The organism is Pseudomonas sp. P7759, assembly GCF_013386445.1.
GTDB classification, from domain to species: Bacteria; Pseudomonadota; Gammaproteobacteria; order Pseudomonadales; family Pseudomonadaceae; genus Aquipseudomonas; species Aquipseudomonas azotoformans_A.
Window position 1 is genome coordinate 1 of sequence record NZ_JACART010000020.1, and the last position, 23562, is coordinate 23562.

Consider the following 23562-nt stretch of genomic DNA (forward strand, 5'->3'; position numbering starts at 1 on the left):
ACTGCCCACGCTCATTCCAAACCAGCCGGTGACAGCTGTGATCCGGCAGCCAAACCTGTGTCAGTTGCCCGTATTTGTTGTAGCTGTACTCAGTCGAATTACCGTCAGGACCGCTCCTACGCGTAACATCGCCCTGGTCATTACGCTCATACTTCCAAACCGCCTGACCCCGCCTTACAACCCGTACGAACCCATTGTCATGCTCGTAGGACGTTGGTTCATCGTCCCCCGGAAACAGCGCCACCAAACGCCCAGCTTCGTCGTACTGGTAGGCAGTGATCGCCCCCAACGGATCTTGCTCAACCGTCAGCCGGCCTTTCTCATCGTAGGATTTGAAGTGCTCAGCACCGTCAGGATCCACCCGCTGCACCAGCCGCGCCCGCTGGTCATGCACATAGACTTCCTGGCTGCCATCGGCGTTAAACACCGTGACCTGCCCGTTATCGTCCCAGGCATAGCGTGTGTCCATCTGCGAAAAACTGGCCCAATGCCGGACACATCGCGCGGACTTGCCAGACCTTTCCCACTCCCAAAAGAAACTCGCGCCACCGGCCAAGCCACGCTCAAGAATGACGTGCTGCTCGTCGTACCGATAAACCTCGCTTTCGCCTACCGCATTGGTCGCAGAAACCAACCGACCCGCCACGTCATAGGCGTAGGAAACAACGTTCTGCTCCGTCACCCAGACAAACGGACCGTCATCGACGGCCCGCTCAATCTGGTAGTCCATCGCCACAATGCGACCCAACGCATAGCGCAAAAACAACGAGCGCCCGACGCCGTTATCCAGCCGCTCAATCTGCCCCAGATAATTCCGGGAAATGCGCAACCGGTTGTCATACGCATCGCTGATCGCCGTCAGCACACCGTCGCGAAAATGGTAGAAGCGCGCCCCTTGAGACAGGACTAACTCATCGGGCAACGACCCCAAGTAGATCGCCGCTTCGGCCAGGCTGTTGGTAATCGCCGGTCGAGAGTCAGAAGGCAGGGGCAGGGTAGTCGACCGATTCTCATGATCCGTCCACACCACCGAATCCCCGGAAACACTCAGCCGATGCGCCAGCGAGTGACTCCAGCCAAACCCCAACCCACAATCCACTTCCACCGCGCTGGTGCGATACAACCGGGTCCACTCAAACGGCAAGATCCCGTCCAGCGCGCCATCGGTGAGCGTCAGCAGCTCCTCGCCCGTGACCATCGACACCGGGCAGCCGTTAGTGGCCGTCTTGTCCGACGACGCCGCCGCATCCCCAGCCGGATTCTTCCCAACAGCAGGCGCATCATCCACATGTTCCTGGCGCACCAACACCGTCCGCTTGGACTTGTCCCGCACCACCGGCACCGCGTTGGAAACCACCTGATCCCCAGCCTTCAACGGCACATCCGGAACCGTCCGAATCGGCGTCGCCGAGCTACCCAGCAACATGGGCTTGGCCGCGTCGACATGCGCGTCCAACCGAGGCCCGACCAACTGATCGGCCAACATCTCAAGCCACTTACGCACCCGACCCGACTTGATATGCCCCAACACCTGCATACCCAGCCGAACCTGTACCCCCATGCCCCGCGTCGCCCAGATCAAAAACAGATTGATCAGCACCTCGCCGGTAATCTCGCCCACCAGTTCATACATGTCCGGCGGCGGTAGCATGCGTATCCAGGCGACCATCGCCGACAGATAGATGAACAACAGCGGCTCATCGCTCAGCACCAGCAGGCCATGGGCGATGGCGTCCTTGCCCAGTTTCAGCAGCTCGTCCAGCTCGACCTGGGTGATGTACTTCAGTAACTTCTCGCTATTGGCCTCAAGGTCCGCCAACAGGTCGTACAGCTGTGTGAAATTGTCCCAGAGGTTGTAGAGCGCCTTGCCAATCCCACTCGCGAACGCCACGCCTTGCATCGCACTGCGCTCGAACGGCGTGGCGTTGGCGAAGTCCTTCCATCGCGGCTTGAAGGTCTTCGTCCATTCGTCACTCAGGCGTTCTTCCAGCCCGACGATCACCGACTGATAAGACGCATACAGCGCCTTGACGTGTGCCTTGGAAACGTTGGGATAAAAAGTGATCTGGTAACGCTGGTCGCGGATGCAATCGTTGACTTCAAGAATGCCGCTGGCATCGATGGTTCGACGGATAGGGTCACCGAATGGCTTGCCGTCCGATCCAATGGCTTGCAACATCACCGGCGTATTGCCGATGGGCACAAACTGCGTGCTTTCAAACATATGCACCAGGGTCAACGAGCCCTGGGCCTTGCAAACGGCCAGCGTGCGATGGGGTTCTTTGGAAGACGTGGGAGCGACGAGGGACACGTCTTTGCCGACCTTGAATACCTGCTCGACCTCCAGCGCCGAGCCGTTCCAGAAGCTTTCGGCCCATTCGTCAAATGAGTTCAGGCACGTGCGAAAGTCCCGAAAGACGCTTTCCACGTCCGGCTTTTCGGCATCCATGGGGGAGAGGACGAACTGCGCAATAACCGGAATCATGAAACGGCCCCATTGAGTGGGGCACAGGAAAGGTGCATCGGCGGTCCCTCGCGCTGATTGGTCAGGCGAGAGACTTTGGCGAGGTTGGTAGGGAAAAGAAGTCGGCGTTATTCGCTGGGAGGGCTAGGACGTTTCGCCAAAACCTCGGGTAAACCGAGGCTTTGTTGTAGGCGGTTGATTACAGGGTGAACAGTCCTACAGCTTCAACTGCCCAATCGCTTTGCTCAACTCCCCGGCCAGGGTGGCCAGTTCATTGCTGGTGGTCGCCGAATCCACGGTCTGCTGCACGGTGTTCTCGGTCACGTCGCGAATGCTGACGACGGCGCGGTTCATTTCTTCGGCCACGTGGCTTTGCTGTTCGGCGGCGACGGCGATCTGGGTGTTGCTTTCACGCATCTGCGCCACGGCGCCGGTGATTTCGGCGAGGGCGACGCCGGCTTCCTGGGCTTGTTGCACGCAGTCGTCGGCCTTGAACGAGCTTTCCTGCATGAAGTCCACCGCGTCGCGGGTGCCGGCTTGCAGGGCCGAGACCATGCGGGTGATTTCGTCAGTGGAGCTTTGCACGCGCTTGGCCAGGTTGCGCACTTCGTCGGCGACTACGGCAAAGCCACGGCCCATTTCCCCGGCGCGGGCGGCTTCGATGGCGGCGTTGAGGGCGAGCAGGTTGGTCTGCTCGGCGATGCTGTGGATCACGCTGACTACACCGTTGATTTTCTGGCTGTCCTCGGCGAGCTTCTGGATCATTTCGGCGGTTTGTTGCACGCCGGTGGACAGGCCGGCAATCGAGCGCTGTACGCGGCTGACCACTTCCTTGCCGCTGCCGGCGAGGGTATCGGCAGTCTGGGACAGATCCCTCGTGGCGCCTGCGTGCTGGGCGATGTGATAGACGGTGGCGGTCATCTCGTTGATGGCGGTGGCGGCCTGGTCGGTTTCGCTCTGCTGGCCGAGCATGCCATGCTGCACCTCGTTCATGCTGCTCGCCAGCCGTGCGGCGCCCTCGTCCAGTTGCTGTGCGGTGCGTGCCACGGTGTTGACCACGCGCTGGTAACCGGCCTGCATCGCGTTGAACGCGCTGGCCATTTGGCCGACTTCGTCTTTGCACGCCAAGGGCACGCGGGCCGACAGGTCGCCGGTTTTCTCTACGTGCAGCATCACGTCTTTGAGCGTGTTGAGTTGACTGAGCAGGAAGCGGATCAGCAATTGCGAGGCACCGAGCATTGCCAGCATCAGGATCATGACCGCCACCGCATAGTTGGCGAAGCGCTCTTCGAACACCTGGCTCAGGCTGGGCGCGTAGGCAAGGACGGCCACGTATTGACCCTCAGGACGGGCGACGACTTCAGCGCCCATCAACGGATTCTCGCCGAACACAGGCATGTGGTTGAGTTCGACCCAACCCGTGGCGCTGCCCAGGGCTGACAGATCCTGATCGGCCAGCTGTGGGACTTGGCCGCGCTTGAACGTCAGCCAATGGTCGCTCTCAGGCAGCGTCTCACCCGCTGGCCAGGCACTCAGCAGCCGCGCTTGTTCTTGCGCCGAGGCGAGGGACGCCGTGCTGCGCGCCTGCTGTTCAAGCTGTACGGCATACAGCACCAGCAGCAGGGTGGTGATGAAGGCGACCGCGTTGACGGCCCAGAATTTGTACTTCAGCGAGATATTGCTAAGCCAGGCACCCATGGAAGGTTTTCTCTGATAGCGGAAACAGCATTGGCAAGGTGCCATTATTGTGCCGCTATCCAGGGAAACGGTTTTGACATGGGTCAATGCGCCGCATCAATCCACTTCGGGCAGTCCAAAAAAGCGACGGGCGCATGCAGTGCTGTGTCGAGCCAGGTCTTCCAGGCTTTCGTTGCGGTGCAGGGCGACTTCGCGCAGGACTTCCGGCAGATACGCCGGCTCATTACGGCCATTTTTCGGCTTTGGCCGTAGGGTGCGCGGCAGCAGATAAGGGGCGTCGCTTTCCAGCATCAGACGTTCACTGGGAATTTCCCTGACCAGCGGGTGCAGGTGTGTCCCACGGCGCTCGTCGCAGATCCAGCCGGTGATGCCAATGTGCAAGTCGAGGTCGAGGTAGCTGAACAACGCTTGCTGTTCGCCCGTAAAGCAATGCACCACGGCGGCGGTAAGGTGGTCGCGATAGTCCTTTAGGATCTCCAGCAGGCGCTGGTTGGCGTCACGTTCGTGGAGGAATACCGGCAGTTTCAGTTCGACGGCCAGGGCCAGGTGTTCTTCGAGGACTTTTTCCTGCTGCGGGCGCGGGGAAAAATCCCGGTTGAAATCCAGCCCGCATTCACCCACCGCACGTACGCGGCTCTCGCTGAGCAAAACGCGCAGACGATGGGCGCTGTCGCTGTTCCAGTCGCTGGCGGAGTGGGGGTGGATGCCGGCGGTGCTGAACAGGCGCTGGCCGCTTTCATCTAGTTTTTCGCACAATTGCAGGGCTAGTTCGCTGCCCTCGATGCTGGTGCCGGTGAGCACTAATTGCTGTACGCCAGCGGCATAGGCGCGGTCGAGCACCGCCTGGTGCTTCTCGTCGAAACTGGGGTTGGTCAGGTTGACGCCGATATCAATGAGTTGCATGGTGCTATCTCCGCCTGCGGCCGGAAAGCATATCAGAGCTGTAGATTTATAAGAAAAACGAAGAACTACAACGAGTTATAGCTGTCTTTGAACGTCGCAAGTGACATCGTGGTTGGCTCGTCGCCCGCCATCATGCCGCCGTTGCGTACCTTGCCAGCGCATAAAGCGCTCTGTTTCTGACCCCCAGCGCCTCGTTTTTCGCGAGGGCGTTGGCCAGTATTCTTTTCCGGAGAGCGGATGATCCGACCCTCGGCGTTGCTTATGTTGTGCCTGACGTTGCTGCTGCCCATGGCGGCGGTCGCGCGTCTGGACGGGCCGCTGGAAGTGACCAAGCCCGGCAAGGTACGCGACCTGGCGGAGATTCGCTCCAGTCGCACCCTGCGTGTATTGGTCAACCAGAGCCGAAACAGTTCCGGCGAGGTCCAGGGCCAGGCCATCGGTGTCGAATACCATCGCCTGCGCGCCTTCGAGCAATATCTTAATGGTCATGCCCGCGATGGCCAGGAAATCAACTTCAAGATCATTCCCAAGGCCAAGGACCAGTTGCTCGGCGCGTTGGCCCGTGGCGAAGGCGACCTGGTCGCTCCGGGTGAGTTGCTGGATGTAAAGGCTGCACACAAGATCAGCACCAGCGACCCGATTGTCAGCGATGTACCGCTGTGGTTGGTGGGGGTGAAGGGCGAGCGGCGGTTCACCAAATTGGAGCAACTGTCTGGCCGCACACTGGCGTTGACCACCGGCAGTGCGGCGGCGGATGCCATCAGTCAGGTCAATCAGAAGCTGGCGCTGCACAAGCAACCGCCGGTGAAAGTGGAGTGGGTGGACCCGACCCTGGCCGTGGAGGATGTGCTGGAGATGGTCCAGGCCGGCATTTTTCACCTGACCATTGTTGAAAAACCGATTGCCGAACGCTGGTCGAAGATCTTGCCCAAGTTGCGCTTCGATAAGCAGGTGGCGATCAGCGAGCCGGGCGACGAATATTGGTTCGTGCGCCAGGATGCTTCGATGCTGCGGGCCAGCATTGATCGATTCCTCAAGACTTACCGGACCCCTTCCGACCAGGATGTGGCGTTCCAGCGTATCTACCGTCGTCTCTATCAAGTGCGCAATCCACTGGCTCGCGTTGACCGTCAACGCCTGGAAAAACTGCGCCCGGTGTTACAAAAGCATGCCCGCGAGCAGGGCATGGATTGGCTGAACCTGGCGGCACTGGCCTTCAAGGAGTCCGCTCTGGACCCTGGCGCGCGCAACAGCGGCGGTCCCACCGGCTTGATGCAAATCACCCCTTCGGCAGCGCAGCGGGTAGGGGTCAATAACATTGAGAGTCTCGACAGTAATGTGCAAGCGGGCGCGCGCTACCTGGCGATGATCCGTCGCAAGTTCTTCGCCAGCCCCAAGCTCAATGAGCGTGAGCGCATGGCCTTTGTATTGGCGGCCTACAATATGGGGCCGGAGCGGGTGCAGGGCATGCGCACTGAAGCCAAGCGCCGGGGGCTTAACCCCAATCAGTGGTTCTTCCAGGTTGAACGCATTGCCATGGAGCAGGTAGGGATGGGCGGCGTCAGCTATGTTAATAGCGTCAACAAGTACTATTTGGCGTTTGACCGGGAGCGGGAGTCCCTGGAGCCGCCGGCGCCGAAAATCGCCTCACGGAAGTAATCGATTTTATCGATATTAATCAGGCATTTTTTCGGCTTTTATCATTGTTTAAACTGATTAATATAGCGGCCAACCAACCCCTATTTAGAAAAGGATTATCACCATGAGCCCACTGATCAAGAGCATCCTGTCCACCCGCGCCGGTTACGGCCTGACCATTTTGCGCATTGTTGTCGGCATCATCTTTGCCGCTCACGGTTCGCAGAAACTCTTTGGCTGGTTTGGCGGCTACGGCCTGGCGGGCACTGCCCAGTGGATGGAAAGCATCGGCCTGGCGCCGGGTACCCTGATGGCGCTGTTGTCGGGCGGCACCGAGTTCTTCGCGGGTTTGGCCTTGATCATCGGCCTGCTGGTTCGTCCTGCGGCACTGGGCCTGACCATCCTGTCGCTGGTGGCGATCTTCTCGGTGCATATCCATAACGGTCTGTTCATGGCCAACAACGGTTATGAGTTCGCACTGGCCTTGCTCGGCGGTTCCCTGGCGGTGCTGCTGGAAGGTGCTGGCAAGCTGTCTGCGGATCGCGCCATCGCCAACTGATTTGCGTAGAACCCTCAAAAGGCCCGCTCTGTGCGGGCTTTTTGCTGATCGGGATTCTTGACACCGCCCCACCGGCTTCTCTAGGATGCCGCTCATGCGCCGATTTAAACAGCTAATTGCGGGGCGCCATGGGTGATCGTTATCGGTCCCGACAGAAGCATGTTCCATGCTTCGAAATTCCGCTAAAGCGCTGGTTCGGTGTTGCCTCTCACCTGCCCGCAGACTTTTGAGGCAGAGACACGACACGATGAATGCACTACGCCCCCTGATACGCCTGGCCCCGATCACCGCGGACCTCACTCAACGCAATCCAAAAATTCTCCTGGGTGGCAAGCATCAGCCGACGCTATTGCGTTACCTGGATGGCTGGCCGCGTCGCACGGGCCGACCTTCGGCGTTCCTGATCCAGTTTGTCGAAGACGGCGATTCCCTTGCGCGGTTTGCCAGCAACAGCTTTGACCTTGCGGTTATCCAGGCGCCAACTGCCGGTGACGCCGATGAGGTTATTCGTCAATTGACCCGTATTGCCCGGCAAGGGCTGATCGCCCGTCGTTGAGCGTTCAGTGAATGACGCTGCCGGCTTTCAGCCGGCGACGGCGTTGGCCCAGAAAGACCAGCCAGGCAATCAGGCATAAGGTCACGGGTATCGCAAAAGTCACCGTCAGTTTTATCACCCATTCCAGTCGACGCACCTGGGCATAGGCCTCGTCCTCCAGGGCATGCAACTCCATGGGCAAGCGCAGGCGTTCCTTGTTGAGTGCCTGCAGCCGAGTGGTGGTGTCCACGGGCTGGGTACCAAGGGCGGTTGTCCACGGGCTAAGCCGCTGCCATTCCTGCTCCGTGCGCTGTAGGCGCCGTTCCAATTCGCTGGCTTTTACGCGATAGGCCTGTTTCGCGACGGTGCGCATGCTCTCCAACCTGTTCGGCGACGTTTCCTGCGGCACACGCGGGCGAATGGCGGCGAGTGTGTCGGGGGCGGACAGGTTGTCCAGCGTATTCAAGACAAACAGCGCGTTGCCGTCGGGGGCCGAGTCGTTGACCTTATCCATGAGCATGTCTGTGTCAGCCACCACCACGACATGAATCTGTGCCGCTTTCTGCAAACCGGGCGGCTGCCCCTTGATGCCATCGGGAAACACCGAATAGCTCGGCCCCTTGATACGCGCCGCGATCACATGAGTTCGTTCCTGCTTTGACGCCCCTTCAATCAATGAGTCGATGCGGGCTGCGCTTGTGAAGCCGTTGGCGTCCAACAGGACAGACTGTTCGGAGCTTTGCAGGAGCGGGGTGAAGGTTGTGCGGCTCTTGCTCAGTGGGGAGAGGGCGCCACTACTCGATACCGTCACCCTATTGAGGTTCCACGTACTGATGTCATGGGTGTTCATCGCCTGTCGGGGCAGGTTCAATCGGACCTGATTGGGCGTGCCAGGTGTCTCCCTTGGCGTGTAGACGTCGTCAACCACCAACTTGTCCGCTGGCATTTGGACACCCCAGGCAGCCAGCAACTCGCTCAGCTGAGTGGTGCCTGGGGGGAGGTTTGGGCGTTGCTCAGTCAGAGGGTCGATAAACATCATTAATCTGCCGCCCCTCAAGACAAATTGTTCAATGGCATACAAGGTTCGCTCAGACAATGCCTGAGGGTGCACGACCATCAGGGTTTTGATGGGCTGGGGAACGGATGCGGCAGTCGGCTCCAGATTGACCAGGTCGAATTCCTGCCTTAGCTCCTGCAACAACCGGCCTGCGGATCCGTCCATCGCCAATCCCGCCAATAGCCCGATGACCGGGCGTTCGGGGTTCTGCAATTTATAGAGCAGATGGCTGATTTCATACTCAAGCAGTGGCTCTTGGTCGAGGCTGAAGGAACCAATACGTCGCACACCGTGACCTGCTCGGGAGCCGATAAGACCGAGAAACCCGGCATTATCGTCGAGCCCGGAGAGCCGGGCTTTGTAGGCGTCCTCCGAAAAAGGCGCTGGTTCAATCAGGTGCAGGTTGATCATGCCATTGGCTGTTTCCTCGTACTCCTTGAGCAGGTCTTCAATACGCTTGCTGTAGCGTTGCACCGCGTAGCTTCTTTTGGGGGCGTTGGCGGAGTTGAAGTAATACAAGTCGAGCGGGTCTTCCAGTGTGGTGAGCAGCTGTTTTACCGCAGGTGTCAAGGTGTGAGCTTTTTGCTCAGAAAGGTCCCACCGTATATCAGGAAATTTGCCTATCCAAACCAGATTGAACGCCAGGAAAAGCAGGAAGGTGACGGTAAGTGTCATGCCGGTGCGCAGCGAGGACCGCATTGAGGGTTTCCCTTCTCAGCTGTGTTTGTAGTTGAGTGTGACTATCGTCGCAGCGAGAAAGGCGAAGATCATGCTAATGAAGTAGAGCGTGTCACGAAGTGTGAGTTTCCCATCGTCGATATTACTAAATCGCAAAGTAGGGCTGAGTGCGGCCAAGCTATCAATCAAGCCAATAGGGGCTTGGTGTTCAAGGGCATCCAGGATGGAAGAAAGTCCACTGGCTGTCAGAAGCAGGCCAAGGGTCAATACGAAAATGACAGTGCGCTGGCGTACAAAGGCACAAATAAAGCAACCCACGGACAGGTAACTGCCTGCCAACAACCAGCTCACGAAAAATTGCGAAGCAATAACGCTGTTATCGGCCCTGCCCAAGTAGTTGGCTATGATGACGAGAGGAGACATCAGAAACAGGGCTGCCCCTGCTATGAACCAGGCGGCCAGGAATTTTCCGATCACCCATTCATAGGTTGTGATGGGCATGGTTTTCATTAGCCCGAGAAAGCCTGTACTGGACTCATCCGCCCATAGTTGCGTGGCCAAGGCGGGAATCAGTAGTAAATACAGCCAGGGGTGAAACTGGAAGAACACCTGCAAGTCACTGATGTTTTGTTCCGGCCACGGGCTTATGTACTTTCCCAATGCCACGGACAGTATGAGAAAGACGGCAATGTGCAGGTAAGTACTGGGTGTGCAGGCATAGCTGGCGAGCTGACGCTTGAAAATAATAGGTAATAATTTCAACGGGGCGCCTCCTGGCTCAGGTGATGGACCACATCATTCAGGCGACCTGGTTCCAGGTTTAACGAGTTGATTTTCCAGCGGCGACTGGCAATCAGCGTATTGATATGGGGATAGATGGTGTGTCCCGGCATGGCGAGAACGGTCACCGTGCCGGGGGCATGTCGATGTTCTTCGATGCCAGCCACGCCGGGCAGTACGGCCAGGGCCAATAGGTCCAATGGTGTGTCCGCGGCCAGGGTGACGGCCTGGAAATGACGTGAGTCGCGTTGTAGATCGGGCAGCGGGTTATCGGCGACCAGGCGACTGCCTGCCATGACTAACGCTCGGGTACACAAATCAGATAATTCATCGCAGTGGCGAGAAGCGATGATGACTGTCATTTCTTGCGTTAAAGATTGGATGAGCGACCTGAACGCATATTTTTGATCAGGTGCAAGTCCTTCGGTGGGTTCATCCAGCAGCAACAGGACTGGGCTATGCACGATGGCCTGCGCAAGGGCGACTTTACGTTTCCAACCGATGGAGAGGGCATCCAGAGGCGCATCGAGCACGGGAAACAAATCCAATCGTGCGATGACCTGTTCCAGCCGCGAGCGCTTTTCGGCGCCGTAGAAGCCGCGAACGGCAGCGATGAAGCCAAGGAACGCTTTGACGGACATCGTTGGATGGCCGAGGTCCGTGGACAGTTGATAACCAACGAGTTGCCTTGCCTTAAGTGCATGGGTTTGTATATCGAAACCCTGGACGTTTATATGACCGCTGGAGGGCTTTGTTGACCCGGCTATTAAATCGAACAGGGTTGTTTTGGTAGAATGATCTTGCCCGAATAATCCCACGCATTCTTGTTGATTGGCGATGAACGAAAAGTCGCTGAGTACAGCGGTGTTACCCGTGTGTTTTGTCAGATTGCTTATTTCGATCATTTTTTTACCGAAAAAGTTTGGTATGACGTAGGGGGCGTGAAAAAAAGGGTACGGGTAACGATCGCTTTTGGGAACGTCGATAATGCGTAATAAGAGAAGTCCTACGTGCGGGTTGGGCAGGTCGCTGAAGCAATGTGTTAGGTTTCGGAATGTCCAATTTTTGAATGTTTATTAGTTGTTTATATAAACTTTCTGCACTGCATAATGAGGCCTGAATACCATGATGCTGCTACGTACCCTTGTTCTTGAGCGTAATGGCCAAGATGCTCCGGTTAATGGTGCATTGCTCTGTGGATTTGCCGTGGGTCAGACGGCCTCCAACTTTCTTGTCTATAGCCTGGATGAGGAAGTAGAACCGGAAAGTTCCAGGGTCTATATCGCCGCGTTACGTAAGAAAGTTGATCGGTATTTCCTGGGTGGGGTTGAGTCCAGGGAGGATTTGCAGTTGGCATTACATGTGTTCAAGCAAATTCTGACGTTGGCTGCTTCGGGAATGAAGGCGGGCGGGGTGACGGAAACCCAGGTGCCCTATCATTTTGTCGATTTGAAAGGCTGCAAGCTGCCGCCCGCCAGGCCCGAGGACCATCACTCAGTGATCATCAAGAAGGCACTGGTGATGAAGGTGATCACCCTGGGCATGTCTGCGCCGACGCTGCCGGCGATCGAAAGCGCTTCAGTGATCGTACCGTCCATTCGTTTTTCGTCGCAAATGAGCTCATCTCCCAAGGCGATGAATCCTTCCGAGCCATTCCCGGCGCCTGTGCATGAACATCCCGTTGAGGAGATTCGACAACCCCCTGTCGAGGCTCCGTTGATGATGGCGCAAGCCGCAACGGTCATCCAAGCGGAGCCCGATGTGCCGACACCTCTGAAACGCCCGCCTCCAGCCGACCACAGTACGTTGTTCGAAGTGGACAGCACGTTGACCAACCTGGCCCGTGTTGCTCAAGAGCTGACCCAGCAAAAGCTGGCAGCCATCGAACGGGAATCGGCACTGGAGCAATGGCAGGCGCGCTTGCAGCAAGAGCAGAAACTATTGGATGAGAAAGCTCTAGAACTGGAACGGCGCACCACTCAACTGCATGATCATTCGCTTGCGGTCAGCCAGAGAACCGAGGCCCTGAAGGTGATGACGTCGCAGGTTTCGGGTTTGCGGCAGAGCCTGCGGGGTGTGCTGCTTGAGCTGGATCAGGCGTTGGATGGCTAGACTGGCCTGGCTACTTTCGCGAGTTCATTTATCATCAACGCCTGCCAGCCGTGGGCTGGGTTTGAAGCCCAGGCGTATCGGCACCTGTGGACACTGTCTGGGGATGCAAGCGTTTGAGTACCAAGCTGATTACCAAAGAAGGCCATGAAGCGCTGAAGAAGGAGCTGGATTATCTGTGGCGCGAAAAACGCCCGGACACCACGCGCAAAGTGACCTGGGCGGCTTCGCTGGGAGATCGCAGCGAAAACGCCGATTACCAGTACAACAAGAAACTGCTACGTGAAATCGACCGTCGCGTGCGTTACCTGCGCAAGCGCCTGGAGGACATGCGCGTTGTGGAATACATGCCCGAGCAAGAGGGCAAGGTGTTCTTCGGCGCCTGGGTAGACATCGAGAATGAGCAAGGTGAGACCAAGCGTTTTCGCATCGTCGGCTATGACGAGATTTATGATCGGATGGACTACATCTCCATCGACTCACCCATGGCCCGTGCGTTGTTGCGCAAGGAAGTGGACGATGAGGCCGTCGTGCAGACCCCGGGTGGAGATGTGTGCTGGTGGATCACCGGCATCGAATATGTGAAGTAAGTGAGGTCGGCTCGCGTCCAGTGATGAACGCGGGCCGATCAGGTTTCAACCTTCGCGTAGCACGGTCAACGGGCTGGCGTTGAGTGCGCGGCGAGTGCCGAATACACCGGCACCGCCGATCAATACGGCGCCAATCACCGGCAGCAGCAACAGCCACGGGTGAGGCTGCCAGGCCAGGTCAAACGCATAGCGATACAGCACAAAGGTCACCAACTCGGTCCCCAGCGCTGCGAGCAGACCACTCACTGCGCCCAGCAGCCCGAACTCGATACGCCTGGCCTTGACCAGCAGCTTGCGTTCGGCGCCCAGTGCACGTAGCAGCGCCCCCTGGCGGATGCGCTCATCCAGGGTGGCTTGCAGGCCGGAGAACAGCACCGCCATCCCTGCCGCCAGCACAAACAGCAGCACGTATTCCACCGCCAGGGTCACTTGGGCAAGGATACTGCGCAACTGCTCCAGCAGCGCTTCGACCTGCAGGATGGTTACCGCCGGGAAAGCGCGGGACAGGTCGACGATCTGCTGGTCATGTCCTGGCGCCAGGTAGAAGCTGGTCAGGTAGGTAGCGGGTAGATCCTTCAACGTGCCCGGTTGGAAAATCATGAAGAAGTTGGGCTGGAAGTTATCCCAGTTGATAGTCCGCAGGCTGGTCACCCGCGCTTCACGGTTTTCCCCGCCCACGGTGAACACCAGGTGATCATCGAGCTTGAGCTTGAGGCTTTCCGCCACCTTGGCCTCGACCGATACGCCGGGGATTTCATCGGTAGGTTGCTGTGACCACCATGAGCCGGCGGTCAGGGCGTTGCCGGGCGGCAGGTCGGCAGCCCAGGTCAGGCTCAGGTCGCGTTGCACCGCGCGATCGCCGCTGGAGTCCTTGCTGACGATTTCCTGTACGGGCTCGCCATTGATACTGATCAGGCGACCTGGCACCACCGGATACAGCGGCGCGGACTGCGCTTGCAACTCCAGCAGGCGGGCGCCAAACGCGTCCTTGTCAGCCGGCAGGATATTCAAGGCGAAATAGTTGGGGGCGTCCTTGGGCAGCTGGTTTTGCCAGGTGTCGAGCAACTCGCCACGCAGCAGGGCGATCAAACCCATGGAGAGCAGGATCAAACCGAATGCCAGGGATTGACCAGCCGCCGCCAGCGGATGACGCAACAATTGCCCCAGGCCCAGTCGCCAGGGCAGCGAGGCGCGCGCCAGCAGACGGCGCAAGCTTTGCAACAGCAGCAGGAGCAGGCCGCCGAGTACCAGCGCAGCGACTACCCCACCGCCGAGCAGGGCGAAGGTCAGCACCAGGTCAAGGCTCAGGCGCCACATGATCAGGCCCAAGGCAAACAGTGCCGCGCCATAGACCATCCAGGTGCTGGAAGGGATTGGCAGCAGGTCGCGACGCAAGACTCGCAGCGGTGGCACGCGACCCAGTGCAGCCAGGGGCGGCAGGGCGAAACCGGCGAGGGCGACCAGCCCGGTGCCGATCCCGGCGATTGCCGGTAGCAGCCCGCCGGGTGGCACGTCCGATGGCAGCAAGTCATGAAGGAAATAGAACAGGCCAAACTGCGCCAGCCAGCCGAGCAGGGCGCCGGTGAGGCTCGCCAACAGCCCCAGCACACTCAGTTGCAGGCTGAACAGCAACATGGCTTCGCGTCGCGACAGTCCCAGGCAACGCAGCAAGGCACTGGCGTCGAAGCGTCGGGTGGCGAAGCGATTGGCCGACAGTGCCACGGCCACACCGGCCAACAGCACGGCCACCAGGCTGGCCATGTTCAGGTAGCGCTCGGCCTTGCCCAGGGCGCCGCCGATCTGCTGGTTGCCGTCCCGTGAGTCTTGCAGGCGCTGGTTGGCGGCGAGCCCCGGCTTGACCAGGTCACGATAGGTTTGCAGCACGGTGCTGCCCTGCGGCCCGCGCCACAGTTCGCGGTAACTCACGCGGCTGCCGGGCTGCACCACACCGGTGGCGTCCAGGTCTGCCAGGTTGATCATCACCCTGGGCGTGAGGCTGTAGAAGTTGCCGGCACGGTCCGGCTCGTAGGTCAGCACGCGGGCCAGGCGCAGTGTCTTCATGCCCACATCGATGCTGTCGCCGACCTTGAGGTCCAGGGCCGTCAGCAGCCGTGCTTCCACCCAGGCTTCACCGGATTTTGGTCCGCCGCCTGGGGTTTCATCACCAAAGGGTGCAGCCGCGCTTTTCAGCTCACCGCGCAGTGGGTACTGCTCGTTGACCGCCTTGATGCTGGAGAGCTGGATGCCATTATCCGTGGCAATGACGCTGGAAAACTCCACCACGCGGGCGTGATCCAGGCCCAGCTCGGTGCCGGACTGGATTTGCTCGGGACGGGCGGGGGAGCTGCCTTCGAGCACCAGGTCGGCGCCGAGGAACTCGGTGGCGCGCAACAGCATCGCGCCGTTGAGGCGCGCGCCGAAGTAACCAATGGCGGTACTGGCGGCGACGGCCACCAGCAGGGCGAAGAACAACACGCGCAATTCACCGGCGCGGGCGTCGCGCAGCAATTGGCGCATGGCAAGGCTGAACAGGCGCAACAGCGGCAAACGTGCCATCAAGGCTCCAGGGGCGCGACCATCAGGCCGGCTTCAAGGCGGATCAAGCGTCGGCAACGGTGGGCCAGGCGCTCGTCGTGGGTGACCAGCACCAGGGTCGTGCCGCTTTCTTGGTTGAGTTCGAACAGCAGGTCGCTGATGCGCTCGCCGGTGTGGCTGTCGAGGTTACCGGTGGGCTCATCGGCAAACAGCACGTCCGGTTCTGCGGCAAAGGCGCGGGCAATCGCTACCCGTTGTTGCTCGCCACCGGAGAGTTGGCGTGGCGAGTGGGTCAGGCGTTTGCCCAGGCCCACGCGTTCCAGCAGGTGCCGGGCACGCTCGCGGGCGTCTTTGCGGCCATCCAGTTCCAGCGGCAGCATGACGTTTTCCAGCGCGTTGAGGCTGTCGAGCAATTGGAACGACTGAAACACGAAGCCCACGTGCTCGGCACGGATGCGCGCGCGCTGGTCTTCGTCGAGGGTGCTGAGGGCTTGCCCGGCAAGGGTGACTTCGCCGCTGCTGGGCAGGTCGAGACCGGCGAGCAGGCCGAGGAGGGTGGATTTACCGGAGCCGGAGCTACCGACGATAGCCAGGCTATCGCCCTTGTTCAGTTCCAGGCTCAGTTCGTGCAGGATAGTCAGTTCACCTTCCGCGCTGGGAACCACTTTGCTAAGGTTCCGCGCGGTGAGAATGCTTGCGCCCATGGAGAATCCGATGCGAATGTGGTTTGTGAGTGCTGGCCTGGCCTTGATGTGCATGGCCCAGAACGCAGCGGCGGGTACAGTCCTGATCGTTGGCGATAGTATCAGTGCCGGTTTCGGCCTGGATACCAGCAAAGGGTGGGTTGCCCTGTTGCAGCAACGGCTCAAGCAGGAAGGTTTCGACGATAAAGTGGTGAATGCCTCCATCAGTGGCGACACCAGTGCCGGAGGCCTGGCGCGGCTGCCGGCGGCGCTTGCAGAGCATAAACCGGACGTGGTGGTGATCGAGTTGGGCGGTAACGACGGCTTGCGTGGCCAGCCACCCGCTCAATTGCAACAAAATCTTGCGTCGATGATTGACCAGTCCAAGGCCGGCGGCGCCAAAGTGTTGCTGTTGGGAATGCAACTGCCGCCCAATTATGGCCCGCGCTACACCACCGCGTTTGCCGAGGTCTATGGCGTGCTGGCCAAACAGAAAAACGTCCCGCTGGTGCCGTTTTTCCTTGATGGCGTGGGCGGGCATCCGGAGCTGATGCAGGCTGATCAACTGCATCCGGCGGTCGGCGCCCAGGGCAAGTTGCTGGAAAATGTCTGGCCGACGCTAAAACCGCTGCTATGACGCTTTTCTACCGGCAGGCTTTCGGCTAAGGTGGCGCCCCCCCGATTTGGAGCCCCTGATGTCGCGTCCTGCCTGGTCCCTGTTTAACTACCAACTGATCGAGCCGGACGAGCAGCTGGATCTGTTCGCCTGCCAGGAAGTGCGGGTGCATCTGGTGGCGCGTCAACTGGAACTGGGCGGCTCCATTGATCGCACGCTGTGCGGCACGTTATTGCCTGCGCAACCGCGTTGGTCGCGGGTCGATCGTTCGATCTTTCAGGACCAGCGCCTGTGCCCTTTGTGCCGTGCGATACTGGAATCCCAGAAGCGCGGCACGCCGCCGATCTGGCCGGAGCTGCGTTTCGAGTTGTAGGGGGCAGCTAGAAGCGCGCTTCACGTATACAATCGATGTTTACCTCCCCGTCGTTCTGCGAAGGATTTACCGGATGTTGTCGCGCCTTTCCGTCGTCACCTGCTGCCTGTCTCTCGCTGCGCTCTGCGCGGCCGGTTCGGCGTCAGCCCTGCAGTTGCCCTTGCCACCACCGGGTGAAGACATCGTCGGCCAGGTCCAGGTGATCAAGGCCAAGTACGAAGATACGTTTGCCGACCTGGGCACTACCTATGATCTGGGGTACTCGGAGATGGTCGCGGCCAACCCGGGCGTGGATGCCTGGTTGCCGGGGGCGGGCACCGAGATCGTGTTGCCGACGCGCTTCATCCTGCCGCCGGGCCCGCGCGAAGGTATTGTGATCAACCTGGCGGAATACCGACTCTATTACTTCCCCAAGGGCCAGAACGTGGTCTACACGTTCCCGTTGGGGATCGGTCGTGAAGGCTGGGGGTCGCCAATCGCCCACACCAGCATCATTGCCAAGACCCCCAACCCGACCTGGACGCCGCCTGCGTCGATCAAGGCCGAGCACGCTGCCAACGGCGACCCGCTGCCCAACGTGGTGCCGGCCGGTCCGGACAACCCGCTGGGGCCGTTCAAGTTCACCCTGGGCACGCCGGGTTATCTGATCCATGGTTCCAACATGAAATTTGGTATCGGCACGCGTACAAGCCACGGTTGTTTCCGCATGTTCAACAACAACGTGCTGGAGATGGCGGGCATGGTGCCGGTGGGGACGTCGGTGCGCATCATCAACGATGCCTACAAGTTTGGTCGCAGTGGTGGCAAGGTCTACCTTGAAGCGCATACGCCATTGAATGATGACGGGACGCCGTCAGTGGTCGACAAGCACACCGCCGTCATCAACGCCTTGCTCAAGCGTGAAGACTTGGCCAACCAATTGCGCGTGAACTGGGACCAGGTGCGTGATGTAGTGGCGGCGGAAGACGGCTTGCCGACGGAAATCGGCGTGCCTGGCGCAGCTTCGGTGGCCGTCAGTACGCCGATCGATCTGCAGCAGTAACGCTGTGTGATCAACAGCCCGCTTCGGCGGGCTTTTTATTGCCCGCGATTCAGGTGCAAACCCCAGGCAATAAAAAAGCCGACCCATAAATGGATCGGCTTGATAACAACCCCGAAGGATTATTACTTGCGGCTAGCTTTTTCAAGCATACGCAGTGCGCGCTCGTTAGCTTCGTCAGCAGTCTGTTGTGCTTTTTGAGCAGCAGCCAGAGCTTCATCAGCTTTACGGTAGGCTTCGTCTGCACGGGCCTGGGAGCGAGCTGCTGCGTCTTCAGTTGCAGTCAGACGAGCTTCGGTTTCTTTGGAGACGCTGCTGCAACCGGTAGCCAGAACTGCGGCCAGAGCCAGAGCAGAGAATTTCAGAACGTTGTTCATCGTGTTCCCCTTCAAGGACTTTCTATTAGATGGCTAGTTCGCCCAGGGTGAGCTAATAGCCGGCGTACATACTACCCATTACTTGTAGTAAGTAAACTGACGTAGCGCAAGAAGCAAAAAAAATTCTCGCGCCGAATCTATTTTGGCTAATCTTTTGGAGGTTTGTATAAAAACCGTCCAATTTTTTTCAAACAGGCGAAAATTGGATCCAGGCTGAAAGGGCCGGCCCGCATGTGTTAAGCCTTGTAAACAGATGAAAATTTATATATCCAAGCTGACACTTACGTTCAGCTTGGCTTTGCTTTGCCCGGCATCTTTTGCGCATGTAGAGGTGACTTTAAGAGCGCCTGTTCGTCTTAAGGTTCAACTGCCGGCAATGTTCAGGCTTTCGATCCCAGGTTGATCGGAGCCCTTTCTATATCCACCAGCGGCTGGGGATGACGAGCGCGCCTTGAGCAATTTCAGGATTGGTGCCTACTATTCCCTACGTGCTGGTTGTAAACGCTCAGGGTTTTCTCGATGTCGAAACCGGCACGGGGTGGCGTAGATGTTCCTTCGCCGGACAAACATCGGTAAGGTAGGGGTCAGAAACCAAGACCCGCGAGGAGTAGTGATGAGCGAGGCGTTGTCCATCCACCATGACCAGGCTGGTCATCAGTTCGAGACCAATGTGGACGGTCATCGTGCCTATCTGACCTATATGGACCTCGGCAAACAGACCCTGGATATCTATCGGACCTTCGTGCCCAACGCACTGCGGGGCCGTGGGATTGCGGCGGCATTGACCGAGGAAGCCCTGAAGTTCGCCGAAGAGGCAGGTTATACGGTGATCCCGTCGTGCTCCTACGTAGAACGTTACATGGAGCGCCACCAGCGCCATGCCGCAAAGCTGTAAACCGTAAACAGCAGCATGAAAAACGCCGGGCTTAGCCCGGCGTTTTCGTGTGCGCAGTTTAAAGTCAGGTGCGTTTGCGTTTAGGCAGAACGTCCTTGAGCTTGGCATGCATGCTGCGCAGGGTGTTTTCGGTGGCCGCCCAGTCGATGCACGCATCGGTGATCGACACCCCGTACTGCAAGTCGGCCAGGTCTTTTGGGATCGCCTGGCAACCCCAATTCAGGTGGCTCTCGACCATCAGGCCGATGATCGACTGGTTGCCTTCCAGGATCTGGTTGGCGACGTTTTCCATCACCAGCGGCTGCAGGGCCGGGTCCTTGTTGGAGTTGGCGTGGCTGCAGTCGACCATGATGTTCGGCTTGATCTTCGCCTTGTTCAGTGCCTGCTCGCACAGCGCAACGCTGACCGAATCATAGTTGGGCTTGCCGTTGCCGCCACGCAGCACCACGTGACCGTAGGCGTTGCCCTTGGTGGTGACGATGGACACGCCACCTTCCTGGTTGATCCCAAGGAAACGGTGCGGGCTGGAGACCGATTGCAGCGCGTTGATCGCCACGGTCAGGCCGCCGTCGGTGCCGTTCTTGAAGCCCACGGCCGAGGACAGGCCGGACGCCATTTCACGGTGAGTCTGGGATTCGGTGGTGCGAGCGCCGATGGCCGACCAGCTGATCAGGTCCTGCAGGTACTGCGGGGAGATCGGGTCGAGGGCTTCGGTGGCGGTGGGCAGGCCCATCTCGGCCAGGTCCAGCAGCAACTGACGACCGATGTGCAGACCGTCCTGGATCTTGAACGAGTCGTCCAGGTACGGGTCGTTGATCAAGCCTTTCCAGCCGACGGTGGTACGCGGTTTTTCGAAATAGACGCGCATCACCAGGTAGAGGGTGTCGGACACTTCCGCCGCCAGCACCTTGAGGCGCTCGGCGTACTCGTGGGCAGCCTTGAGGTCGTGGATCGAGCAAGGCCCGATGACGACGAACAGGCGGTGGTCGGTGCCGTCGAGAATGTCACGGATGACTTCGCGGCCCTTGGTGACGGTCTGCAGGGCAGCGTCGCTCAAAGGAATTTCGCGCTTGAGCTGATCGGGCGTGATCAGGGTCTCGTTGGATTCGACGTTTAGGTCATTGATCGGTAAATCAGCCATCGTGTTACTCGTCAGGGTCACGGGTGCCGGCCGCCAGCCATCCCCGTGCGGCGGAGCACAGCATGATTTGAATGCAGGGGGGAGGAACCTTAGCGCGTAACACGGGCCCGCGACAATGGGCAAAGCCCGCTTTAATCCAGCGCTGGCGCCACAAAGGCCTCATGGGAGAACTCGCTGGCATGGCGCGATACCCACTCACGGGCCAGGGCTTCGAGTTGCTGGGGTGTCGGTTCGGCGTCTTCGTGCTGGCGGCAGTAGCGCTCTATCCGGCATGCTTGCTCACCCATCCGTGCACCGAACAGCGCATGTTCATCGGTAAACGCGACACCGACGCGGTAGCCGTTTTCCACCTTGCGGCACCACGCCACATAGCCTGGATAACGCGCGCTGGCGCCCAGGGAAGGGATAAGCAGATCAACCGCCGTGCCTTCGCGCCAGGCGCGTGGCCAATGGCAGGCGATGCCGCCCAGGCCGACCGTGTGCAGGCGTTGGCGGGGGATGGCAGGAGAGGGACGTTGGATTAACTCGACAGCGACATCATCAGGGTGAGGTAAAAAACGACCCATGTACACGGACTCCGAGCACCGTCCAATTGACGGCGGTGGCAGCAGTATAGTGAAGGAACTGGAATTGACCGACCTGGATATTGACCAGCAATTGCTGGGATTACCAGGTATTTCGCTGGTTGTGTTTACCAGCAGTGGGTGTTCCAGTTGCCGTTGGGCGCGCCAGCAGTTACCCGGCTGGTCGCTGCCGGTGGACCGCGTGTGCTGGGTGGATGCCGGGCACAACGGTGGCGCGGTCGAACGCTACCAGATCTTTCATTTGCCGGCGTTGTTCGCGGTGTGCGAGGGTCAATTCCTCGGGCAATTGCAGACGCGTCTTACGCGTGCTGACCTGAACGACTCTATCCACCAAGCGCTTACCCGCACTCCAGAGGATCTGCCATGACCGTACAATCACCCCGCATTGGCATCATTGGCACCGGCGCCATCGGTGGCTTCTACGGTTTGATGCTGGCGCGCGCCGGTTTCGACGTGCACTTCCTGCTGCGCAGTGAATACGCGGCGGTCAGCGAGCATGGCTTGCACCTCAATAGTACGGTGCATGGTCCTTTGCACCTGCACCCGGTGCAGGCTTATGCCCGCGCCGCCGATATGCCGCCGTGCGACTGGCTGCTGGTGGGCACCAAGTCCACCGGCAACGTCGACCTGGCCCCGACCATTGCCCAAGTCGCCGCGCCCGGTGCCAAGGTGGTGCTGCTGCAAAACGGCCTCGATGTCGAAGACAGCCTGCGTGAACACTTGCCCGCGTCGCTGCACTTGCTTGGCGGCCTGTGCTACATCGGCGTGCACCGCTCTGCCCCCGGCGTGATCGAGCACCAGGCGTTAGGCCGGGTCAACCTGGGTTATCACAGTGGCACGGCGGCCAATGACGAGGACGCGCAAAAGGCGATTGTCGAAGCCGGCGCCGCGTTGTTTCACGCCGCGGGCATCGAGTCCCAGGCCATGGCCAATGTGCATCAGGCCCGTTGGCACAAACTGGTGTGGAACGTGCCCTACAATGGCCTCTCCGTGTTGCTCGGTACGGGCACCACGGCGATGATGGCCGACGAATCCAGCCGCGAACTGATCCAGGCGCTGATGGCTGAAGTGGTACAGGGGGCTCACGCCTGCGGCCATGAACTCCCCAAGAGTTACGCCGAGCAGATGTTCACCATGACCGAAACCATGGACGACTACCTGCCAAGCATGTACCACGATCACGTGCACAAGCGCCCGCTTGAACTGGCGGCGATCTACGCCCGGCCACTCGCTGCCGCCAAGGCTGCCGGTTGCGAGTTGCCGCGGATGCAGGTGCTGTACCAGGCCTTGAGTTTTATTGATCGGCATAACCGCTGAGTCGAGGAGCGTACTGTGGCAAAAGGATTGGGCGACAAACTGGTGTTGGCGATTTCCTCGCGGGCACTGTTCGACCTGAGCGAAAGCCATAAGGTCTACCTGGCCGAAGGGGTCGAGACCTATCGCCAGTACCAGATCGAACACGAGGAGGAAATCCTCGAACCCGGTGACGCATTCCCGCTGGTGAAGAAGCTGCTGAGCTTGAACGCCAGCCTGGGCCGCGCCCGTGTCGAAGTGGTGCTGGTATCACGCAACAGTGCCGACACCGGCCTGCGCGTGTTCAATTCGATCCAGCACTACGGCCTGGATATTTCCCGCGCCGCGTTTGTAGGCGGGCGTAGTCCGTATCCTTATTTGGCTGCTTTTGGTTGCCATCTGTTTCTTTCGACCCATGCTGAAGATGTGCGCAGCGCCCTCGATGCCGGGTTTGCGGCGGCGACGATTTTGTCCGGTGGCCCGAACCGTGCCTCCAGCGAAGAGCTGCGCATTGCCTTCGATGGCGACGCGGTGTTGTTCTCCGATGAGTCCGAGCGTGTTTACCAGGCCGGCGGCCTTGAAGCGTTCCAGGCCAATGAGCGGGAATCGGCACGCCAGCCTTTGCACGGCGGTCCCTTCAAAGGTTTCCTGGCGGCGCTCAACTTGTTGCAGCGCGAGTTTGCGGATGAGGCCTGCCCGATCCGCACCGCCTTGGTCACCGCCCGCTCGGCGCCTTCCCATGAGCGTGTGATTCGTACTTTGCGTGAGTGGGATATCCGCCTGGATGAGTCGCTGTTCCTCGGTGGCCTGGAAAAATCGGCGTTCCTGGAAGCCTTCGCGGCAGACGTATTTTTCGATGACCAGGCCGGGCATTGCGAAAAAGCCATGGAGTTCGTCGCCACCGGGCATGTGCCCCATGGCATCAGTAATGAGGTGAAGATCTAAGTCAATCCAAGTCGCCTGGGCACTGCTAAGCTGATTTCATCTCCGCCATCCTGGCAGTCTCAGGGGGTTC

General features: G+C 59.4%; 23 protein-coding genes. 12 read left to right on the forward strand and 11 right to left on the reverse strand.

Annotated features, from left to right (window positions below; all coding sequences use genetic code 11):
- The 3 genes from HX823_RS16960 to HX823_RS16970 all read right to left on the reverse strand — a co-directional run.
- The coding region (locus HX823_RS16960; RefSeq protein WP_177075652.1) for a DUF6531 domain-containing protein at window positions 1-2485 on the reverse strand (2485 nt) is incomplete at its 3' end.
- 195 nt (window positions 2486-2680) lie between these two features.
- The gene (locus tag HX823_RS16965; RefSeq protein WP_177075654.1) at window positions 2681-4162 is read right to left on the reverse strand and encodes a methyl-accepting chemotaxis protein; all 1482 of its coding nucleotides are present in this window, start codon (window positions 4160-4162) and stop codon (window positions 2681-2683) included.
- A gap of 96 nt (window positions 4163-4258) precedes the next feature.
- Entirely contained in the window at window positions 4259-5065 is an 807-nt protein-coding gene (locus HX823_RS16970) for a TatD family hydrolase (RefSeq protein ID WP_177075656.1), read from the reverse strand.
- 237 nt (window positions 5066-5302) lie between these two features.
- On the opposite strand from HX823_RS16970, the gene HX823_RS16975 reads away from it, so the two are divergent.
- The 3 genes from HX823_RS16975 to HX823_RS16985 all read left to right on the forward strand — a co-directional run bounded on the left by HX823_RS16975 (window position 5303) and on the right by HX823_RS16985 (window position 7818).
- On the forward strand, window positions 5303-6724 hold the full coding sequence (locus tag HX823_RS16975; RefSeq protein WP_177075658.1) for a transglycosylase SLT domain-containing protein: 1422 nt from the start codon (window positions 5303-5305) through the stop codon (window positions 6722-6724).
- A gap of 103 nt (window positions 6725-6827) precedes the next feature.
- Complete coding sequence (locus tag HX823_RS16980; RefSeq protein WP_038848549.1) at window positions 6828-7262, forward strand: DoxX family protein; 435 nt, start codon at window positions 6828-6830, stop codon at window positions 7260-7262.
- Between the two features lie 247 nt (window positions 7263-7509).
- Entirely contained in the window at window positions 7510-7818 is a 309-nt protein-coding gene (locus HX823_RS16985) for a hypothetical protein (RefSeq protein ID WP_038848551.1), read from the forward strand.
- 4 nt (window positions 7819-7822) lie between these two features.
- Here the strand turns inward: HX823_RS16985 and HX823_RS16990 are convergent, their stop codons facing one another.
- Genes HX823_RS16990 through HX823_RS17000 form a run of 3 tightly spaced genes read right to left on the reverse strand, consistent with a single transcriptional unit; the run spans window position 7823 to window position 11217 of the window.
- Window positions 7823-9553, reverse strand: coding sequence for a Gldg family protein (locus tag HX823_RS16990; RefSeq protein ID WP_177075660.1), 1731 nt, complete (start codon window positions 9551-9553; stop codon window positions 7823-7825).
- 15 nt (window positions 9554-9568) lie between these two features.
- Window positions 9569-10294, reverse strand: a complete 726-nt coding sequence (locus HX823_RS16995) for an ABC transporter permease (protein ID WP_038848556.1) — start codon at window positions 10292-10294, stop codon at window positions 9569-9571.
- On the reverse strand, window positions 10291-11217 hold the full coding sequence (locus HX823_RS17000; protein ID WP_177075662.1) for an ABC transporter ATP-binding protein: 927 nt from the start codon (window positions 11215-11217) through the stop codon (window positions 10291-10293). The genes HX823_RS16995 and HX823_RS17000 overlap by 4 nt, the downstream gene beginning before the upstream one ends.
- A gap of 220 nt (window positions 11218-11437) precedes the next feature.
- Between HX823_RS17000 and HX823_RS17005 the strand changes: the two genes are divergently transcribed.
- Together HX823_RS17005 and greB are read left to right on the forward strand one after the other, a co-directional pair.
- Entirely contained in the window at window positions 11438-12424 is a 987-nt protein-coding gene (locus tag HX823_RS17005; RefSeq protein WP_038848561.1) for a hypothetical protein, read from the forward strand.
- Window positions 12425-12537: 113 nt separating this feature from the next.
- Window positions 12538-13011 (forward strand): transcription elongation factor GreB, encoded by a 474-nt coding sequence (gene greB / locus HX823_RS17010; protein ID WP_038848564.1) that lies wholly within the window; start codon window positions 12538-12540, stop codon window positions 13009-13011.
- 45 nt (window positions 13012-13056) lie between these two features.
- On the opposite strand, the gene HX823_RS17015 is transcribed toward greB, so the two are convergent.
- Together HX823_RS17015 and HX823_RS17020 are read right to left on the reverse strand one after the other, a co-directional pair.
- On the reverse strand, window positions 13057-15567 hold the full coding sequence (locus HX823_RS17015) for an ABC transporter permease (RefSeq protein WP_177075664.1): 2511 nt from the start codon (window positions 15565-15567) through the stop codon (window positions 13057-13059).
- Window positions 15567-16250: an ABC transporter ATP-binding protein gene (locus tag HX823_RS17020; RefSeq protein WP_038848570.1), complete on the reverse strand. Its 684-nt coding sequence runs from the start codon at window positions 16248-16250 to the stop codon at window positions 15567-15569. The genes HX823_RS17015 and HX823_RS17020 overlap by 1 nt, the downstream gene beginning before the upstream one ends.
- A gap of 10 nt (window positions 16251-16260) precedes the next feature.
- On the opposite strand from HX823_RS17020, the gene HX823_RS17025 reads away from it, so the two are divergent.
- The 3 genes from HX823_RS17025 to HX823_RS17035 all read left to right on the forward strand — a co-directional run bounded on the left by HX823_RS17025 (window position 16261) and on the right by HX823_RS17035 (window position 18260).
- Entirely contained in the window at window positions 16261-16866 is a 606-nt protein-coding gene (locus HX823_RS17025) for an arylesterase (RefSeq protein WP_177075666.1), read from the forward strand.
- 58 nt (window positions 16867-16924) lie between these two features.
- The gene (locus HX823_RS17030) at window positions 16925-17218 is read left to right on the forward strand and encodes a hypothetical protein (protein ID WP_010211879.1); all 294 of its coding nucleotides are present in this window, start codon (window positions 16925-16927) and stop codon (window positions 17216-17218) included.
- Between the two features lie 73 nt (window positions 17219-17291).
- The gene (locus tag HX823_RS17035; RefSeq protein ID WP_038848576.1) at window positions 17292-18260 is read left to right on the forward strand and encodes a L,D-transpeptidase family protein; all 969 of its coding nucleotides are present in this window, start codon (window positions 17292-17294) and stop codon (window positions 18258-18260) included.
- Between the two features lie 122 nt (window positions 18261-18382).
- On the opposite strand, the gene oprI is transcribed toward HX823_RS17035, so the two are convergent.
- Complete coding sequence (gene oprI, locus HX823_RS17040) at window positions 18383-18634, reverse strand: outer membrane lipoprotei OprI (protein ID WP_003172710.1); 252 nt, start codon at window positions 18632-18634, stop codon at window positions 18383-18385.
- A gap of 613 nt (window positions 18635-19247) precedes the next feature.
- On the opposite strand from oprI, the gene HX823_RS17045 reads away from it, so the two are divergent.
- Window positions 19248-19529, forward strand: coding sequence for a GNAT family N-acetyltransferase (locus HX823_RS17045; protein ID WP_003189869.1), 282 nt, complete (start codon window positions 19248-19250; stop codon window positions 19527-19529).
- Window positions 19530-19593: 64 nt separating this feature from the next.
- Here HX823_RS17045 and HX823_RS17050 read toward each other — a convergent pair whose 3' ends face one another.
- Complete coding sequence (locus HX823_RS17050; RefSeq protein ID WP_016975370.1) at window positions 19594-20670, reverse strand: 3-deoxy-7-phosphoheptulonate synthase; 1077 nt, start codon at window positions 20668-20670, stop codon at window positions 19594-19596.
- Window positions 20671-20801: 131 nt separating this feature from the next.
- Window positions 20802-21236 carry a PilZ domain-containing protein gene (locus tag HX823_RS17055; protein WP_033901460.1) on the reverse strand — a complete coding sequence of 145 codons (435 nt, stop codon included), beginning with the start codon at window positions 21234-21236 and terminating at the stop codon, window positions 20802-20804.
- On the opposite strand from HX823_RS17055, the gene HX823_RS17060 reads away from it, so the two are divergent.
- Genes HX823_RS17060 through HX823_RS17070 form a run of 3 tightly spaced genes read left to right on the forward strand, consistent with a single transcriptional unit; the run spans window position 21235 to window position 23492 of the window.
- The gene (locus HX823_RS17060) at window positions 21235-21621 is read left to right on the forward strand and encodes a thioredoxin (RefSeq protein ID WP_177075668.1); all 387 of its coding nucleotides are present in this window, start codon (window positions 21235-21237) and stop codon (window positions 21619-21621) included. The genes HX823_RS17055 and HX823_RS17060 overlap by 2 nt on opposite strands.
- A complete protein-coding gene (locus HX823_RS17065) occupies window positions 21618-22571 on the forward strand; it encodes a putative 2-dehydropantoate 2-reductase (protein ID WP_177075670.1) in 954 nt (317 codons plus the stop codon). The genes HX823_RS17060 and HX823_RS17065 overlap by 4 nt, the downstream gene beginning before the upstream one ends.
- A 15-nt stretch (window positions 22572-22586) precedes the next feature.
- Window positions 22587-23492, forward strand: coding sequence for a 5'-nucleotidase (locus HX823_RS17070; RefSeq protein WP_038848583.1), 906 nt, complete (start codon window positions 22587-22589; stop codon window positions 23490-23492).
- The last annotated feature ends 70 nt before the right edge of the window (window positions 23493-23562 follow it).

What these genes read in the sequence shown, in the direction of transcription:
- HX823_RS17015 (WP_177075664.1), bottom strand. Translation starts at nt 15,567, where the DNA reads ATGGCACGTTTGCCGCTGTTGCGCCTGTTCAGCCTTGCCATGCGCCAA.
- HX823_RS17020 (WP_038848570.1), bottom strand. Translation starts at nt 16,250, where the DNA reads ATGGGCGCAAGCATTCTCACCGCGCGGAACCTTAGCAAAGTGGTTCCC.
- HX823_RS17060 (WP_177075668.1), top strand. Translation starts at nt 21,235, where the DNA reads ATGTACACGGACTCCGAGCACCGTCCAATTGACGGCGGTGGCAGCAGT.
- HX823_RS17025 (WP_177075666.1), top strand. Translation starts at nt 16,261, where the DNA reads ATGCGAATGTGGTTTGTGAGTGCTGGCCTGGCCTTGATGTGCATGGCC.
- HX823_RS16990 (WP_177075660.1), bottom strand. Translation starts at nt 9,553, where the DNA reads ATGCGGTCCTCGCTGCGCACCGGCATGACACTTACCGTCACCTTCCTG.
- HX823_RS16970 (WP_177075656.1), bottom strand. Translation starts at nt 5,065, where the DNA reads ATGCAACTCATTGATATCGGCGTCAACCTGACCAACCCCAGTTTCGAC.
- oprI (WP_003172710.1), bottom strand. Translation starts at nt 18,634, where the DNA reads ATGAACAACGTTCTGAAATTCTCTGCTCTGGCTCTGGCCGCAGTTCTG.
- HX823_RS17000 (WP_177075662.1), bottom strand. Translation starts at nt 11,217, where the DNA reads ATGATCGAAATAAGCAATCTGACAAAACACACGGGTAACACCGCTGTA.
- HX823_RS17030 (WP_010211879.1), top strand. Translation starts at nt 16,925, where the DNA reads ATGTCGCGTCCTGCCTGGTCCCTGTTTAACTACCAACTGATCGAGCCG.
- HX823_RS16975 (WP_177075658.1), top strand. Translation starts at nt 5,303, where the DNA reads ATGATCCGACCCTCGGCGTTGCTTATGTTGTGCCTGACGTTGCTGCTG.
- HX823_RS16965 (WP_177075654.1), bottom strand. Translation starts at nt 4,162, where the DNA reads ATGGGTGCCTGGCTTAGCAATATCTCGCTGAAGTACAAATTCTGGGCC.
- HX823_RS17005 (WP_038848561.1), top strand. Translation starts at nt 11,438, where the DNA reads ATGATGCTGCTACGTACCCTTGTTCTTGAGCGTAATGGCCAAGATGCT.
- HX823_RS17050 (WP_016975370.1), bottom strand. Translation starts at nt 20,670, where the DNA reads ATGGCTGATTTACCGATCAATGACCTAAACGTCGAATCCAACGAGACC.
- HX823_RS16980 (WP_038848549.1), top strand. Translation starts at nt 6,828, where the DNA reads ATGAGCCCACTGATCAAGAGCATCCTGTCCACCCGCGCCGGTTACGGC.
- HX823_RS17065 (WP_177075670.1), top strand. Translation starts at nt 21,618, where the DNA reads ATGACCGTACAATCACCCCGCATTGGCATCATTGGCACCGGCGCCATC.
- HX823_RS17045 (WP_003189869.1), top strand. Translation starts at nt 19,248, where the DNA reads ATGAGCGAGGCGTTGTCCATCCACCATGACCAGGCTGGTCATCAGTTC.
- HX823_RS17035 (WP_038848576.1), top strand. Translation starts at nt 17,292, where the DNA reads ATGTTGTCGCGCCTTTCCGTCGTCACCTGCTGCCTGTCTCTCGCTGCG.
- HX823_RS17055 (WP_033901460.1), bottom strand. Translation starts at nt 21,236, where the DNA reads ATGGGTCGTTTTTTACCTCACCCTGATGATGTCGCTGTCGAGTTAATC.
- HX823_RS16985 (WP_038848551.1), top strand. Translation starts at nt 7,510, where the DNA reads ATGAATGCACTACGCCCCCTGATACGCCTGGCCCCGATCACCGCGGAC.